The organism is Pseudomonas gingeri, from assembly GCF_013385425.1.
GTDB lineage: Bacteria > Pseudomonadota > Gammaproteobacteria > Pseudomonadales > Pseudomonadaceae > Aquipseudomonas > Aquipseudomonas gingeri_D.
The window spans coordinates 28205-43291 of the sequence record NZ_JACAQA010000002.1; the positions used below are offsets into that span (position 1 = coordinate 28205).

At 61.1% G+C, this 15087-nt stretch carries 12 protein-coding genes; 8 read left to right on the top strand and 4 right to left on the bottom strand.

What is annotated here, in order from left to right:
* The first annotated feature begins 99 nt into the window (after window positions 1–99).
* Window positions 100–966 carry a helix-turn-helix transcriptional regulator gene (locus HX830_RS00670; protein ID WP_177098884.1) on the top strand — a complete coding sequence of 289 codons (867 nt, stop codon included), beginning with the start codon at window positions 100–102 and terminating at the stop codon, window positions 964–966.
* On the opposite strand, the gene HX830_RS32365 is transcribed toward HX830_RS00670, so the two are convergent.
* Complete coding sequence (locus tag HX830_RS32365) at window positions 957–2051, bottom strand: thiamine pyrophosphate-dependent enzyme (protein ID WP_177098643.1); 1095 nt, start codon at window positions 2049–2051, stop codon at window positions 957–959. The two genes, HX830_RS00670 and HX830_RS32365, sit on opposite strands and share 10 nt — an antisense overlap.
* 511 nt (window positions 2052–2562) lie before the next feature.
* On the opposite strand from HX830_RS32365, the gene HX830_RS00680 reads away from it, so the two are divergent.
* The 4 genes from HX830_RS00680 (at window position 2563) to HX830_RS00695 (ending at window position 6658) form a co-directional block, all read left to right on the top strand.
* Entirely contained in the window at window positions 2563–3723 is a 1161-nt protein-coding gene (locus HX830_RS00680) for an ABC transporter substrate-binding protein (protein WP_177098644.1), read from the top strand.
* Window positions 3724–3818: 95 nt separating this feature from the next.
* On the top strand, window positions 3819–4754 hold the full coding sequence (locus tag HX830_RS00685) for an ABC transporter permease (protein WP_177098645.1): 936 nt from the start codon (window positions 3819–3821) through the stop codon (window positions 4752–4754).
* A 27-nt stretch (window positions 4755–4781) separates the two neighbouring features.
* Window positions 4782–5573, top strand: coding sequence for an ABC transporter permease (locus HX830_RS00690; protein WP_177098646.1), 792 nt, complete (start codon window positions 4782–4784; stop codon window positions 5571–5573).
* Between the two features lie 5 nt (window positions 5574–5578).
* The gene (locus HX830_RS00695) at window positions 5579–6658 is read left to right on the top strand and encodes an ABC transporter ATP-binding protein (protein WP_177098647.1); all 1080 of its coding nucleotides are present in this window, start codon (window positions 5579–5581) and stop codon (window positions 6656–6658) included.
* 158 nt (window positions 6659–6816) lie between these two features.
* Here the strand turns inward: HX830_RS00695 and hisD are convergent, their stop codons facing one another.
* Window positions 6817–8100 carry a histidinol dehydrogenase gene (hisD, locus tag HX830_RS00700; RefSeq protein ID WP_177098648.1) on the bottom strand — a complete coding sequence of 428 codons (1284 nt, stop codon included), beginning with the start codon at window positions 8098–8100 and terminating at the stop codon, window positions 6817–6819.
* A 391-nt stretch (window positions 8101–8491) separates the two neighbouring features.
* On the opposite strand from hisD, the gene HX830_RS00705 reads away from it, so the two are divergent.
* The 3 genes from HX830_RS00705 to HX830_RS00715 are packed head-to-tail and all read left to right on the top strand — an operon-like array spanning window position 8492 to window position 12618.
* Window positions 8492–9217 (top strand): ThuA domain-containing protein, encoded by a 726-nt coding sequence (locus HX830_RS00705; protein ID WP_177098649.1) that lies wholly within the window; start codon window positions 8492–8494, stop codon window positions 9215–9217.
* On the top strand, window positions 9214–11001 hold the full coding sequence (locus HX830_RS00710) for a thiamine pyrophosphate-binding protein (protein ID WP_177098650.1): 1788 nt from the start codon (window positions 9214–9216) through the stop codon (window positions 10999–11001). The genes HX830_RS00705 and HX830_RS00710 overlap by 4 nt, the downstream gene beginning before the upstream one ends.
* Window positions 11002–11019: 18 nt before the next feature.
* On the top strand, window positions 11020–12618 hold the full coding sequence (locus HX830_RS00715) for a GMC oxidoreductase (protein ID WP_177098651.1): 1599 nt from the start codon (window positions 11020–11022) through the stop codon (window positions 12616–12618).
* Between the two features lie 44 nt (window positions 12619–12662).
* On the opposite strand, the gene HX830_RS00720 is transcribed toward HX830_RS00715, so the two are convergent.
* On the bottom strand, window positions 12663–13763 hold the full coding sequence (locus HX830_RS00720; protein WP_177098652.1) for a LacI family DNA-binding transcriptional regulator: 1101 nt from the start codon (window positions 13761–13763) through the stop codon (window positions 12663–12665).
* Window positions 13764–13819: 56 nt separating this feature from the next.
* A complete protein-coding gene (locus HX830_RS00725) occupies window positions 13820–14947 on the bottom strand; it encodes an MFS transporter (RefSeq protein WP_177098885.1) in 1128 nt (375 codons plus the stop codon).
* Window positions 14948–15087 lie beyond the last annotated feature (140 nt).

Here is a 15087-nt window from a genome sequence, read left to right on the forward strand (position 1 = left end):
AGCAACAGGTTATTCGATAACCGCGCTATAACTTGCATAACTGGCGACTTAACCCAGCCCATCGAGAGAATAATGCCCCGTCGCGCAGACTCACCCACCCTGTCGTTAGCGGCCGCCACTTCGCACCCGGAGCGGCAGCAGGTACGCAGTGACTTGCAAGCCAATGTGCAAAAGAACCTGAGTACCCTGGTGGAGTCCTGCCGGTCCGTGGCCGACATGTGCCGCAAAGTTGATGTCAACCGCCAGCAGTTCAACAAGTACCTGGTGGGCCAACACGTCCCTTCACAAAAGATCCTTCAGAAAATCGGTCGCTATTTCATGATGGAAGCGGAAGATCTTTTCCGCCCGCCCGCCGAGTTCAAGAAGTTCTATGAAGGGTATGAAAACGAATTGCCGACAGACTTGCGTGCCTCGGAGCAATTCAATCATTTCCTGCCGTTGGCCAAACAGTCGGCTGACTTGCTCGAAGACTATCTGGGCGTCTATTACCGCTACCACAATTCATCGATCTACAAGGGCCGGATCCTGCGCTCGGTCACCTGCCTGTATCGCGCCGATTCGATGGTGCAGTACGTCACCGTAGAACGCTTTCCGTTGCGCGATGGCAGCGGCAAGATCGGCTATTCATTCACCTATCACGGGTTTTGCCTGCTGCTGGGCGACCGGTTGTTCATGGTGGATTTCGAAGGCAAGCAACGTAACGAGATGACGTTTTCAATCCTGACGCCACAACATCGTCGCCCGATCCGCTTCCTCTATGGACTGGTGACGGGGGTGGCTTCGTCCTCGTTCCGCCAGCCCTTCTCCACCCGCATGGCACTGGGGCTCGTGGACAAGGGCAAGATCCGCAAGCACCACTTGCGCAACGCCACCGCCGTACTGCCCAGCGATCAGTCCATCCCCCTGGAAGTGCGTGAATACATGACCGGCGACAACGCCACCATCGTCTGGGGCGGTCAGGACTGAGGCACTTGCAGGGCCGCTTCGTGGCCCTGCCGCACCGCCATCACCTCGACCAGCGACGGCCCCTTGCTGTTCAGCGCCTTGATCAGGGCGGGGTTGAGTTGCGAAGCGTATTCGACCCGCCAGGCTTCAAGGCCAAAGTTGCGGGCAATCCCGGCAAAATCCGGGGAGTAAGGCTTGCCGTCGGGCAAATTGAATTCACCGGCCCGATGCGGCGCCATGGGCAGCGCTTGTGCATCGCCCAGGTCACCACTGCTGTTGAAGACCAGGAACACCACCGGAATGCTGTGCATCATGCACACCGCCATCTCCTGCATTGACTGCAGGAAATCCCCGTTGCCCACGGCACACACCACCTGGCGCGCCGGCATGGCGAGCTTTGCCCCGATGGCCGCTGGCACCGCCCAGCCCAAGGTGTCGGGATTCCCGGCGCTGAGCTGCCGGCCCGGGTAGTGGAGAGGAAACATCTCGCGGACCATGGCCTGGATGCGCCCCCCACCGACCACCAGGAGCGCATCCCCTTCCAGCACCGAGCGCGGCGCGCGACCTTCGCGCAACACGACTGTTTTTCGCCGGATGACCTGGGGTTCCGCCCGCAAGGTGGCGGGCGGCAGGCGGGCGTCGATGGAGGCGTGCTGAACCGCCACGTCAATAGCCAGGCTGACGGGACCTGCGCGGTCGTTCAACATCGTATCGAACGCCTGGCGCAGGGCCTGGGGAAGTTGCTCGATCACCGACACCACGCCCTGCTCTTTCGTGTCGGCGGCGCCCGCCTCGACCCGGGCATCGCTGATGAGCAGCAGCGCCGAGGCGTCCTCCCGGGCAACCGCCAGGGCTCCCAGCGCTTTGGAAAGGCCCGTCGACCCCGTCAGCACGACGGCCATGGGACGGCCGCAGGCACGAAAGTAGCCATCGGCAAGATGGACGGCGCTGTGCACCTGCATGACGTGAATAAACGGAATATCGGTCCCCGGCGTCAGCAACGCCTCCAACAGCGCCCAGGAGCCGTCACCCGGCATCCCGGCCACATAGTCGACACCGTTCGCTTTCAGCGCTTTCGCAACAATCTGGCCACCAGTGAGTTTCACGCAACACTCCCGTCAAACAGGCGCCGGCCTCGGCGCGAATGCACCGCGCCTCGTCCAAGGATCGCCTCGGGAGTATTGGCCCGGAACAGGCCCGGCTCAATTTCGCACCCCAGGCAAAAGAGACGCAGGTTGACGCAACCGCCCACCCTTCCCACCCGCCTGGGGAGAACCATCGCCGGCAGGCGCCAGCTGCGCCGATTAGGTCACTTTGATGCGTCAGAGTGCGTCGCTTTTAAAAGGCCTGCGAAATTGAGTGCCCTGCCTGCCCAGCGAATACTCAATCCATGAAAACAACAAGCCGAGCCTATCAAGCGCTGGGCGCGCCGCTTCAGGCCTTGATGTTGCAAGCCAAGTACAAGCCCTGCGTCGCCCAGCCGAGGAAGAGTCAATCGGATCAGTTGAGGCCTCAACCGCCTCTCCAGCCGCAGGGAATCAATGCTGGCCATAACACTGCCGATCTACACCACCGCAGACAACAATTTGCACCCACCACCCTAGGCAGGAACTCGAAATGAAAAAAGAAAATGAGACGGGTTATGGTTTGACCGGCATTGGCCTGGACGCCCTCACCTTGAAACGGCGCACGTTTTTGCTGGGTGCCGCCGCCTCGGCGGCCGGGTTGTATATCGGCTCGTTCGCGCCGAGTGTGTTTGCCGCTACAGGTGGCCACCTGGAAATTCTCGGTTGGGAAGGTGAAACCGGTGAAGCTGAATTGGCCGATTGGCGCAAGCAGAGGGGTATCACTGTCCACTCCAGCTATGCCAGCAACCAGGACGACATCACCGCCCGACTGGCCGGCACCGATCCCGTGCAGCTTGACCTGACCATGTACGCCCTGGGCTACGAGAAGATCTATAAGGAAATGGGCCTGCTCAAGGCCATCGACACCTCGAAGGTTCCCAACTACTCGGCCGACAACACCCTGCCGTTGTTCTACAAAGGCAGCCGCTGGTACTGGGATGGCAAGCAATGGGGCATTCCGCTGCTGTGGGGCATGAACACCATCGTCTACAACCCCAAGAAGGTGAACAAACCGACCGAGTACAAGGATCTGCTGGACCCGAAACTCAAGGGCCGGCTGACCTTTGTCGATGACGGCACCTCGAACTGGTCACTGATCGCGACCATTGGCGGCTACGGCGACAAATACCCCAACCTGACCCATGCCGAGTTCAAGGACTGCTTCGAGAAACTCAAGCCTTACCGGGATCAGTGCCGCGTATTTGCCGCCTCTTCGGGCGATGCGGTGTCCCTGCTGGTATCGGGCGAAGTGGATGCGGTGTTCTCGGCGTCCGCCAATACCCCGAGCGAAACCATCAAGCGCGGCGTAACGACCGCACTCTCTGTCCCCCAGGAAGGGGCAGCCCTGTGGTGCGATGCCTTGTTCATTCCGAAAACCGCCAAGGACATCCCCCTGGCCCTGGATTTCATCAACAAGACACTGGAGGCCGAAACCCAGGCCAAGATGGCGACCACCATGTTCTCCGCCGTCGTCAATCCCAAGGCCATCCCCCTGCTCTCCGCCGAGCTGAGAAACACCTTCGACTACGAGCACCTGGACAGCTTCTTCGAGAAATCCAAACTCTACGGCCAGCCGCCGCTGAGCTCTGACCAGTATGTCACCTATGCTGAATGGATCGATCAGTGGGCCAACTTCAAAGGCTCGTTCTAGAGCTCTCGACGGAACAGTAGAGTGCGTGTTTTCGAACACGCTGCTCTCACGCCAAAGCGCCCTCGTTATCGAAAAAAAGCACAGGCAACCTCATCATGACCGTAGTCAACAACAGCGAACCCATCACCCTTGAAGGCAAGGATTCGAAGGCCCTCAACCCCATAAAAATCGATAAGAAAACCCTCAGCGGCTATTGGCTGGCATCGCCCCCGCTGCTCTTTCTGCTGGTGTTTTTCCTGGTGCCATCCGTGCTGCTGCTGGTTGCCAGTTTCTGGACCGCCAAGACCTTCAGCATGGAGCCCGCCGCGACGCTGGCCAACTATGTCAGGGCACTGGGCGCCAGCGGGTTCTATGAATCGCTGTGGATCGCCCTGCAAAACGGTTTCTGGACCGCCTTGCTCTCCACCGTCATCAGTGCCCCGGTGGCCTACTACATCGTTTATCGAACACGCTCCAATGCCGTGCTGTACCTGGCCCTGATCTCGTGGTTTTCCAGCTACCTGGTACGGGTCTATGCATGGCGCTCGATCCTGGGCACCAACGGGGTGATCAACTCGACGTTGCAGCACTTCGGCCTGATCGACCAACCGCTGGAATGGCTGGTGTTCAGCAAGTTCTCGGTGGTATTGACCCTGGTGCACATCATGCTGCCCTTCACCCTGTTGCTGCTGGTGTCGGGCCTGCGGGATATCAAGCGCGATTACCTGGAGGCCGCTGCCGACCTGGGCGCCAGCGGCGCCACCATCCTCTGGCGGGTGATCATGCCGATGGCGCACAAGAGCATTGTCAGTTCATTCATGTTCACTTTCGTCCTCGCCGCCAGTGACTACGTCACGCCGCAAATGCTCGGCGGCAGGGATGCGATGACCACCGGCCTGGTGATTGCCAACCAGTTTCGCTCGGTCGGCAACTGGCCGCTGGGTGCGGCGATGGCCTACCTGCTGCTGATTGTATTCATGCTGGTGTACGCGCTGCTGCTGGGCTTTTTGCGGGCTGCAAACCTGGCCCCCGGCAAGCGCTATCACGACTGAATGCCGCCCACCCAAAGGTAACTCGCCATGATTCGGTTATTCACTTACGTCTATATGCTGTTCCTCTATGCACCCATCGCGATTATCGCGCTGTTCAGCTTTCACTCATCCGCCTCGCTGTCGTTCCCCTTCGAAGGGTTCTCGACCCAGTGGTATGAGGCGCTGTTCAGCAGTTCGGACTTCATGACGGCACTGACCAACAGTGCCATCGTTGCCGTCAGTTCGGCCATCCTCACCACGCTGCTGGGCACGTTCTCGGCACTGGCGCTGATGCGCATGAAAGGTCGTGTGAAGGCCGTGTTCGCTTTTATGAACTTCGCGCCCATCACCTTGCCCGGGTTGTTCCTGGGGATCGCCCTGGTGATTTTCTTCTCGTTGATCGGCCTGCCCCGCTCACTGCTGACGGTGGTCATCGGTCATACGCTGTTCACCTTTCCGTTCTTCGTCGAATCGGTGCGCTCACGGCTGGAATACTTCGACCTGTCGTTCGAAGAGGCCGCCCGTGACCTCGGTGCCTCGCCCCTGAAGGCGTTCTGGCTGGTGACGCTGCCGATCATCGGCCCGACCATCGCCGGTGCCGCGATCCTGGCGGTGGCACTGTCCATGGACGAATTCCTGATCACCGTGTTCGTCACCGGCAGCGATACCACGTTGCCCCTGATGATTCTTTCGATGATGCGCCGCGCCGTCAGCCCCACCATCAATGCCGCCTCGGTATTCATGCTGGTGGTGACCATCGCCATTATCGCCATTGCCGGCCTGGTCATGACCTTGCGCCGTCGCCGCCTCGAACTTGAACGTGCTGAAACCGTAGAGTAATCACCATGACCAATAGCATTGAACTGACCGGAATTTCCAAAAGCTACGGCAACCTGACCGCCCTGGGCAAAGTCGACCTGACGGTCAAGCGCAACGAGATCCTGACCCTGCTCGGCCCCAGCGGCTGCGGCAAGACCACCCTGATGCGCATCATCGCCGGCTTCGAAGAGCCCACCACCGGCAAGGTGGTGATCGACGGCAAGGACTCCACGTCCCTGGCGCCGGAACACCGTCCGGTCAATATGGTGTTCCAGAAATACGCCCTGTTCCCTCACCTGGATGTGTTCGACAACGTGGCCTTCGGCCTGCGCCTGAAGAAAAAACCCAAGGACGAGATCAAGCGTGAAGTGAACAAGGCGCTGGAACTGGTGCAACTGGAGAGCTTCAAGAACCGCTGGATCTCCGAGCTCAGCGGCGGGCAGGCACAACGTGTGGCCCTGGCCCGCGCGCTGGTGAACCGGCCCGCCGTGCTGCTGCTGGACGAACCCCTGGCGGCCCTGGACTTGAAGATCCGCCACCATATGCTCAACGAGATCAAACGCATCCACGAAGAGACCTCGACCACCTTCGTCTATGTCACCCACGACCAGGACGAGGCAATGATCCTCTCGGACCGCGTGGTGCTGCTGAACAAGGGCGGCATCGAGCAGATCGGCGGGCCACAAGAGATGTACTGGTCGCCCCGCACCTTGTTCGCCGCGAAATTCTTCGGCGACACCAATATCGTCAATGGCACCTACCGGTCGGGTGATACCCGTGACGGCTATGTCGAGCTGCCGTTCGGGCGTTACGCCCATACCGCCAAGGCCAGCTTGGGGACCGGGCCGGTCAATGTGTCGATCCGCCCCGAGACCATCGGCCTTGAGCCGGCGCTCGGCGCCACGCTGGCCGACGGTGCCTTTGCCGGGAAAGTCAAAGACACCTCGTTCATCGGCAACCGGGTGATTTACCGAGTGGAAGTTGCCGGCGGCAGCTTCACCCTCAAATGCCAGCAACTGCCCACCCCCGGCACTCACGCACTGCCGCCGGGTACGGATGTGGCGCTCACCTGCAAACCCGAGAGCTTTGTGGTGCTACCCGCCTGAATGACAAGGGTTTGAACCTGACCTGAGCTCGACGCTGGAGCATGACCTGTTTAATCAGGGCATGCTCCAGCGTTTTTTTTCGAGCGATACTCCGCGTGTTCCATCAGGCAAAAAAAAGCTCCCCGGGTAGGGAGCCTGGAGCGATTGAAGGATTGCCCTCAAGCGGGCTTCTTGTAGCGACGAATACGGATATCCGCCTGTTCCTTGTGCCCGGCGAAGCCTTCCATACCGCACAAACGCGAGCAGTATTCGCCCACCAGCACTGAGGCCTCATCCGTCAGCACACGCTGGTAGGTGCAGGTCTTGATGAACTTGCCGACCCAAAGGCCACCGGTGTAACGCGCTGTGCCGGTGGTGGGCAGGGTGTGGTTGGTGCCGATGACCTTGTCGCCATAGGAAACGTTGGTGCGCTCACCGAGGAACAGCGCGCCGTAGTTGGTCATGTGCTCCAGGAAATACAGCGGATCCCTGGTCATGACCTGCACGTGCTCGGAAGCAATCCGGTCGGCTTCCTGCACCAGCTCATCCACCGTGTCGCACAGGATGATCTCGCCATAATCACGCCAGGCGACTGAAGCCACGGGAGCGGTGGAAAGGATGGCCAACTGGCGTTCTATTTCCGCCGGCAGGGTTTCCGCCAGCTCGGCGCTATTGGTCAGAAACACCGCGGGCGAGTTGATGCCGTGCTCAGCCTGGCCGAGCAAATCGGCGGCGATGATTTCGACATCGCTGCTGTCATCGGCAATCACCAGGGTTTCGGTGGGGCCGGCGATCAGGTCGATACCGATCTTGCCGAACAGTTGGCGCTTGGCTTCGGCGACATAGGCGTTGCCGGGGCCGACGATCATGTCCACCGCTTTGAACGTGTCGGTGCCCAAGGCAAAAGCGGCAATCGCCTGCACCCCGCCAACGCAATAGATTTCATCGGCCCCGGCCAGGTACATGGCGGTCACGATGGCCGGATGGGGCTTGCCGTCAAACGGCGGTGCGGCGGCGATCACACGTTTCACCCCCGCCACCTTGGCGGTCAGTACGCTCATATGGGCCGAGGCCAGCAACGGGTATTTCCCGCCCGGGATGTAGCAAGCCACCGAGTTCACCGGGATATTGCGGTGCCCGAGGATCACACCCGGCAGGGTTTCGACTTCGACGTCGTGCATGGAGGCCTTTTGCACTTCGGCAAAACGGCGAACCTGGGCCTGGGCGAACCTTATGTCGCCGATTTCCTGCTCCGAAAGACTCTCGACGCACGCGGCAATTTCCTCGTCAGTCAGCCGGAAAGAGACCGGCGACCAGTGATCGAACTTCTTCGAGTATTCACGCACGGCGGCGTCGCCGTTGCTGGCCACGTCGGCGATGATTTGCTCAACGGTAGCGCGGACTTGGGAAGCAATCTCGGCTTGGGCTTCAACCGGTTTGCTGGTTTTCAGGTATCGAATCATCAATGGGCTCCAGGTGGTTCTTGAGTGCATGCCAGACGCACTCGGCGTCAGCGATCATCTTTTCCCAGCCCCCTGCCCCGGGCAATTTCGCAGCCTCGTTATTGGTGACGCAACCTGACGCAGCACAGACGCAATGTTGAAGCGCTGCCAATGACGCATAAGTTATTCGTATAACTTTTTTTATGAAAAGCTGAAAACCCATGCTTCATTGGCACTACCTGCCGCCATTTGACCGATTAAACAGCCATAAAATCGCCATTAAAGAGCGTAATACCGGCTTGGGTGAAAAAAAACGACAGGGCCATTGACTTAGGAATACGGAGTGATAGTTTAAATAAACGGTTATACGTATAACCCAATAATCACACCCAACCCAAAGAGGTGACCAACCGTGAGTCGAGTCTTGTATCTGTTCGGGGGCTGGCCCGGCCATTACCCCTACGAAATCGCGGCATGGGCGCGGACCGTTTTCCAGGAGCTGGACTTCGATGTCGAAGAATCGACCGATATCTTCACCCTGGACAGGGACTTGACCGGTTATGACCTGATCGTGATCGGCTGGAACAACGCTGTCACCACCGAGACGTTGACCGCCTCCCAGGAAAACCGCCTGCTCGAAGCAATCGAAAGCGGCACCGGCCTGGTGGGCTGGCACGGGGCTGGCGCGGCCTTTCGCGCCAGCCTCAAGTACCACTGGGTGTTGGGCGGCTCCTTCCTTGAGCATCCGATGGGCGAAGGTTTCCCCCACCCGTACCAGGTCAATGTGATCGACCACAGCCACGAGGTGACTCAGGGCGTCGAGGATTTCGAAGTCCGCTCCGAGCAGTACTACATGCAGGTCGACCCGAACATCCAGGTGCTGGCCGAAACCACCTTCGACGGCAACCCGTTCCCCTGGCTCGAGGGCCATCGCAGCCCGGTGGCCTGGGTACGCCAGTGGGGCCTGGGGCGGGTGTTCTATCACTCCATCGGGCACGACACCAGCAACCTGGCCGACCCGAATATCCGCCGCCTGACCAAACAGGGCCTGAACTGGGCGACCCGCGGGCGCGCGGCCAGCACCGAACACACCGACGCAACCACCCCCGCTTCATCCAACCTAGGAGTCCTGTCATGACTAAATTGACCGGCAGCCAGATCGTGGCACAAACCCTGAAAAATTATGGCGTCGAGTACGTCGCCGGTATCCCTGGCCATGGCATCTGGACACTGACCGATGCCTTCCTCGAGGAAGACTCGAAGCTCAAGTTCATCCAGGTCTTCCACGAGCAGAGCGCGGTTCACCTCGCCGACGGTTACTACCGGGTCAGCGGCAAGCCGATGGCGGCCGTCACCTCCATCGGTGCCGGCGCGGCCAATACCGTGATCGGCATGGCCACCGCCTTCACCGACTCCACCAGCCTGATGCTGATCACCGGCGGGCCACCCACCCACATGCGCGGCCACGGGTTGTTGCAGGAGCTGGAACGCTACACCGACAACGACTTCCCGAAAATCGCCGAGGCCGTCACCAAGCGCCATTGGGTGGCCACCCGCGTCGAAGAGCTGCCGTTCATGATGCACCGCGCCTGGAGTGCGATGGTCACCGGGCGTCCGGGTCCGGTGCACCTGGAAATCCCGATGGATGTGCAGGCCGAAGCGGCTGAAGTGACCCTGCATGCCCTGGAAGAACGTACCCCTATCGGCAAAAGCTTCCCGGATCCTGCCGCTACGGCGCGGGCGGTGGAAGAGCTGAAAGCCAGCAAACGCCCGGTGCTGGTCATCGGCGGCGGGGTCATTACCGGTGAGGCCAGCGCTGAAATACTTGCCCTGGCCGAAGCCTGGAAAATCCCGGTCGTCACCACCTGGAACGGCAAGAGCGGTTTCCCGGAAGATCACCCGTTGTTCGCCGGCAGCGTTGGCCAGACCGGCACCCTGTGCGGCAACAAGGTCGCCTCCACCGCCGATGTGATCATCGCAGTGGGTTGCCGCTTTACCGACTGGTCGTCGTCCAGCTATGCCAAGGGCGTGACCTTTGCCATCCCGCCCTCGAAGTTGATCCATATCGACATCGATCCCCACGAGATCGGCAAGAACTATCCGGTGACCGTGGGTATTTGTGCCGACGCGAAACACGCGCTGGCCGCCATCGTGGAAGGTTTGAAAGGCCAGACGGTGGATCGCGAAGAGTACCTGAACGACCTGCGCGGCTATCAGGACGAGTGGGAAAGCAAACTGGCCGGCCGTCGTGACTCCGACCGTTTCCCGTTTACCTCGCAACGCCCGCTGGGCGCACTGCGCAAGATCTTCCCGCGCGACACCATCGTGGTCGTCGGCTCCGGCAACACCCAGGGCGCGGTCAAGCAGACCTTCCCGGTGTACACCCCACGCACGCACCTGACCTCCGGCGGTTTCTCGTCCATGGGCTGGGCGGTACCCGCCGCTATCGGCGCCAAGCTGGCCGCGCCGAACCAGCCGGTGGTGTGCATCCTCGGGGATGGCGATTTCCTGATGACCTCCCAGGAAATTGCCATCTGCGTCACCAACAACATTCCCGTGGTGTTCCTGATCCAGAACAACGCCGGCTACATGTCGATTCGCGGTGGCCAGCGCAAGCAGACCAGCCGTCATATCGGTACCGAGTTCAACCACCCGGACGGCACGCCCTACAGCCCGGACTTCAAGGCGGTCGGCGAAGCCTTCGGCCTGAAATCCTATCGCGTCGAGCGCCCTGAGGATCTTGAGCCGATCCTTCAGGAGGCCCTGGACCTGAACGTGCCGGTACTGATCGAAGTGCCGACCGACCGCGACGCCGCAGGCCCGTGGGTACCCGGCTGGTGGGACTTCCCGATTCCGGAATACATCACCGACGAACGCCAGGATGAATACTGGCAAATCCGTAACTCCGAACAACACCTGTAAACGCTGGAGCAGCTCAATATGAGTGATGCATTGATTTCGCATCATGCAGAGCTGAAACCACAACCGAGGGCGCCCCGCGCCCTCGACGTGGTGACACCTGATGCAGATGGCACTATCAACTGTGATGTGGTGATTATCGGTTCGGGCATGGGCGGTTCGACTTTCGCCCATGCCCTGCGCGACAGCGGGCTGGATATCGTGATCGTCGAACGCGGTGATTTCCTGCCCCGTGAGATCCAGAACTGGAGCGCCGAAGCCGTCTTCGGCCAAGGCCGCTACCGCAACGCCGAATCCTGGCTGGACCAGGCCAACCAGGCGTTTTCCCCCGGGGTGTTTTATTACGTCGGCGGCAACACCAAATTCTACGGCGCCATGCTCCCCCGGTTTCGCGAGGCGGACTTCGGCGAAATCCAGCATGCCGAAGGCCTGTCGCCGGCATGGCCCATCAGTTATGCCGAGTTCGAACCCTGGTACGCCGAAGCGGAGAAGCTCTACCGGGTGCATGGCCAGGCCGGCGCCGACCCCAGCGAACCCTGGCGCTCCGGCCCCTATCCGCAACCGGCGCTTGCCCATGACGCGGCCCTGGCTCCCCTGGCGCAACGTCTGCGGCTGTCCGGACTCACCCCCTTCGTGATGCCGGCGGCGGTGGACTATGGCGACGGCGGTGACTGCGTGTTGTGTTCAACCTGCGACGGCTACCCTTGCCTGCTCGATGCCAAGGCCGACGCCGAAGTCTCGGCGTTGAGGCCGGCCTTGCGCGGTGGCAGCGTCCGGCTGTTGACCCGTACCGCCATAAAACGCCTGAGCACCGCCGCCGACGGTCGCAGCGTCAGCGAGGCCCACGGCCAGCTCGACGGGCGCGATGTGACGCTGCGCGCCAAACGCTTCGTGCTGGCCTGCGGTGCGGTGAACAGTGCCGCGCTGTTGTTCAAGTCGGCCAGCCCCCAGCACCCGGAGGGCCTGGGCAACAGCTCGGGGCAACTGGGCCGCAACTACATGGTGCACAACAGCACCTTCATGCTGGCCGTGGACCCTCGGCGCAAGAACAAGGTCACCTTCCAGAAGACCCTGGCCGTCAACGACTGGTACAGCGCCGGCCCGCACAATGCGTTCCCTCTGGGGAACGTGCAAATGCTCGGTAAAATCCGCGAGCCGATGATCAGCGCCATGCGCCCCTGGTTGCCCAGGTTCGCCTCGCGCTACATCACCGACCACAGCGTCGACCTGTACCTGACCTCCGAGGACCTGCCGACCCAGGACAACCGTGTCACCTATGACAAGCAACGCGGCGCGATCAAGGTCCACTGGACGCCCAACAACCTCATGGCCCATGAGGGCCTGGTGAGCAAGACCAGTGATGTGCTGCGCAAGGCCGGCTACCCGCTGATCCTGAAAGCGCGCATGGGCATCGCCACCAACTCCCACCAGTGTGGCACCGCCGTGATGGGCAAGGACCCGACCACCAGCGTGCTGGACCTGAACTGCAAGCTGCATGACCTGGATAACGTCTGGGTGGTGGACAGCTCGTTCTTCCCGTCGTCGGCCGCGGTCAATCCGGCGCTGACCATCGCCGCCAATGCGCTGAGGGTCGCGGCGCATTTCAGCACTGGCCAATGAAAAAAGGCGGCGGTGTGAGGTTCACACCGCCGCCTTTGAGGGACTTACGCGTCTGACGGCCGCACCCTGAGGGTCGAGGTGCGCACCACCAGTTTGGTCGCGAAAATTTTCTGCTGGGGTTCCAGCGGCGTGTCAGCCGGGGCATTCAATTGCTCGGTCAAAAGACGCGCGGCGTAGACGCCCTTCTCCACCATGGGCTGGGCGATGGTGGTCAAGCCGAGCTGCACCGCCTCGGGAATGTCGTCGAAGCCGATCACCGAAAGGGTTTCCGGCACTTTGCGATTGAGCGCATGGGCGGTTTTCATGCAGGCGATTGCCATCACATCCGAACAGGCGACTACCGCCGTGACCTCATTGGACGTCAGCAGCGTGAACGCCGCCGTCTGCCCCGACGTCGAATCCAATCCACCGGCCTCGATCACGCTCAGGTCTTCAAAGGCCAGGCCGGCCGCATTGGCGGCTTCCACATAACCGGTAAGACGCTCACGAACAATGCGCTCACTGGCGCTTTTGAAGCGCTGCTGATCGATCGGGCCGCGATAACCGTCGGGGTTGAGGCGGTCGATGATCACGCCTATCTTGCGATGGCCCAGGTCCAGCATGTGCTGCATCTGCGCGCGGGCCGCGGCGCGATCGTCGATCCCGACAAAAAACGAGTTTTCCACCAGCGGTGAGTCGATCACCACAAAAGGAATGTTCTGTTTCACCACGGCCAACACCGCCGGGTGATCGTCGGGCAGGGTCGAGATAATCAAGCCGTCCACCAGCCCGCGCAAAGCCAGGCTGCCGTGGCTGGCGGCCTGGGCACGCCCGACCAGGCGGTTGTTATTGAGGGGGAACAACGTCAGCGCGACGTTTTCCAGCTCGCCCACTTCACTGATGCCACGCAACAAGGCAATGGTGCAGGGATCGGCGAAGGCCAGGGACAACTTGTCCATCATCATCAGACCGATGGCCCCGATCTTGCCGGAGCGCAGGCTGCGTCCCAGGACGTTGGGGCCTGGATAACCCAAGGAAGCGGCCACCTCAAGGATATGCTCGCGCTGGGCCGAGGACAGTTTGGAGGGGCGATTGTAGGCGTAAGACACCGCAGGCTGGGACACGCCCGCCGCCAGTGCTACGTCTTTCATTGAAACGGCTGCCATCGCTTGCTTCCCAATCTCTTTGAATACCTCGAAGGAGGCCCGTGAAAAAACTGCACTCAGTGTAACCGCTGCGGGGAAACCTTCGGAACCAATCGCGTGGCACTGCCCATGATCGCGAGCATCAACGCGGCCACCGCCAGGAGTGCCCAGGACAAGCTGGTCGCCTGGGCAAACGGCCCGATAACGGCCGGGCCCATGAGGATACCGAGGTAGCCGAGGCTGGTGGCCGCGGCAATCGCCAACTCTCCCGGCATGCTCTTTTGCGTACCCGCCAGGGACAGGTAGACCGGGGCAATGTTCGCCAGGCCGATGCCGATCACCGCAAAGCCCACCAGGTTCACCAGCCAGTTCGGCGCCAGCACGACCACCAGGAATCCGATGATCACAATCAGGCCGCCGCCGATCAGTACCACCCGCGAGCCGAGCTTGAGCAGGATCCGGTCACCCGTCAGACGTCCCAGCGCCATCATCACCGCGAAGGCCGCGTAGCCCAGGCCGCCAATGGAATGCTCGACGCCGCGCACCTGGGTCAGGAACACCGCGCTCCAGTCAAGAATGGCGCCTTCAGCCATAAAAGCGAACAAGCACAACACCCCCAGCACCAGGACTTTGCCCGTGGGCCTGACAAAGGCCGGACTGCCCTCGTCCCCACTGCGCCCGAGCATCTGCCGCCCGTAGGTCAGGACAAAGGCCGCCAGTGCCGCCATGACCGCCGCGCTGGCCTGCAACGGCGTGGCGCCGAGCCAGAGCAATGCGGTGATCCCCGCCGCACTGACAATCGTGCCCAGGCTGAACAAGCCATGAAACCCGGACATCAGCGAGCGACCGGTAGCCCGCTCAACCATCACCCCCTGGACATTCATCGTCACGTCGACCGAGCCACACCCGGCGCCGAACACGGTCAGGGCGAACATCAAGCCGACGAAGGAATCGGTCGTGGCCAGAATCGGCAATGTCAGTAGCACCAGGGCGATACCGACATGCATGGTAAAGCGGCAACCTTTCCGCGCGTTCAGAATGCCGGCGAGCGGCATCATCACCAGAGAACCGAGGCCCAGGCAGAGCAGCAACAGGCCCAGCGCCCCGTCATCGATCCCCGCGCGGCTTCGCGCATAGGGAACCAACGGGGCCCAGGTGCCCATGCACAGGCCCGACATCAAAAACGTCAACCGATAGGCCGACATGTGCGGCGTAGCGCACGGCACAACCCATTCTTGAGAGGACACGCAAACCCCTTGCTCGGACGAAATAAGTTATACGTATAACTCAAAATTTCAAATTAGGCCACCCACCCGGTGCTCGGTGGAGAGCGTAATCTGAAATC

Bases quoted from the DNA above. Each gene is read 5' to 3' on its own strand.
- HX830_RS00725 (WP_177098885.1), bottom strand. From the start codon at position 14,947: ATGTCGGCCTATCGGTTGACGTTTTTGATGTCGGGCCTGTGCATGGGC.
- HX830_RS00685 (WP_177098645.1), top strand. From the start codon at position 3,819: ATGACCGTAGTCAACAACAGCGAACCCATCACCCTTGAAGGCAAGGAT.
- HX830_RS00680 (WP_177098644.1), top strand. From the start codon at position 2,563: ATGAAAAAAGAAAATGAGACGGGTTATGGTTTGACCGGCATTGGCCTG.
- hisD (WP_177098648.1), bottom strand. From the start codon at position 8,100: ATGATTCGATACCTGAAAACCAGCAAACCGGTTGAAGCCCAAGCCGAG.
- HX830_RS00715 (WP_177098651.1), top strand. From the start codon at position 11,020: ATGAGTGATGCATTGATTTCGCATCATGCAGAGCTGAAACCACAACCG.
- HX830_RS00720 (WP_177098652.1), bottom strand. From the start codon at position 13,763: ATGGCAGCCGTTTCAATGAAAGACGTAGCACTGGCGGCGGGCGTGTCC.
- HX830_RS00710 (WP_177098650.1), top strand. From the start codon at position 9,214: ATGACTAAATTGACCGGCAGCCAGATCGTGGCACAAACCCTGAAAAAT.
- HX830_RS00690 (WP_177098646.1), top strand. From the start codon at position 4,782: ATGATTCGGTTATTCACTTACGTCTATATGCTGTTCCTCTATGCACCC.
- HX830_RS00695 (WP_177098647.1), top strand. From the start codon at position 5,579: ATGACCAATAGCATTGAACTGACCGGAATTTCCAAAAGCTACGGCAAC.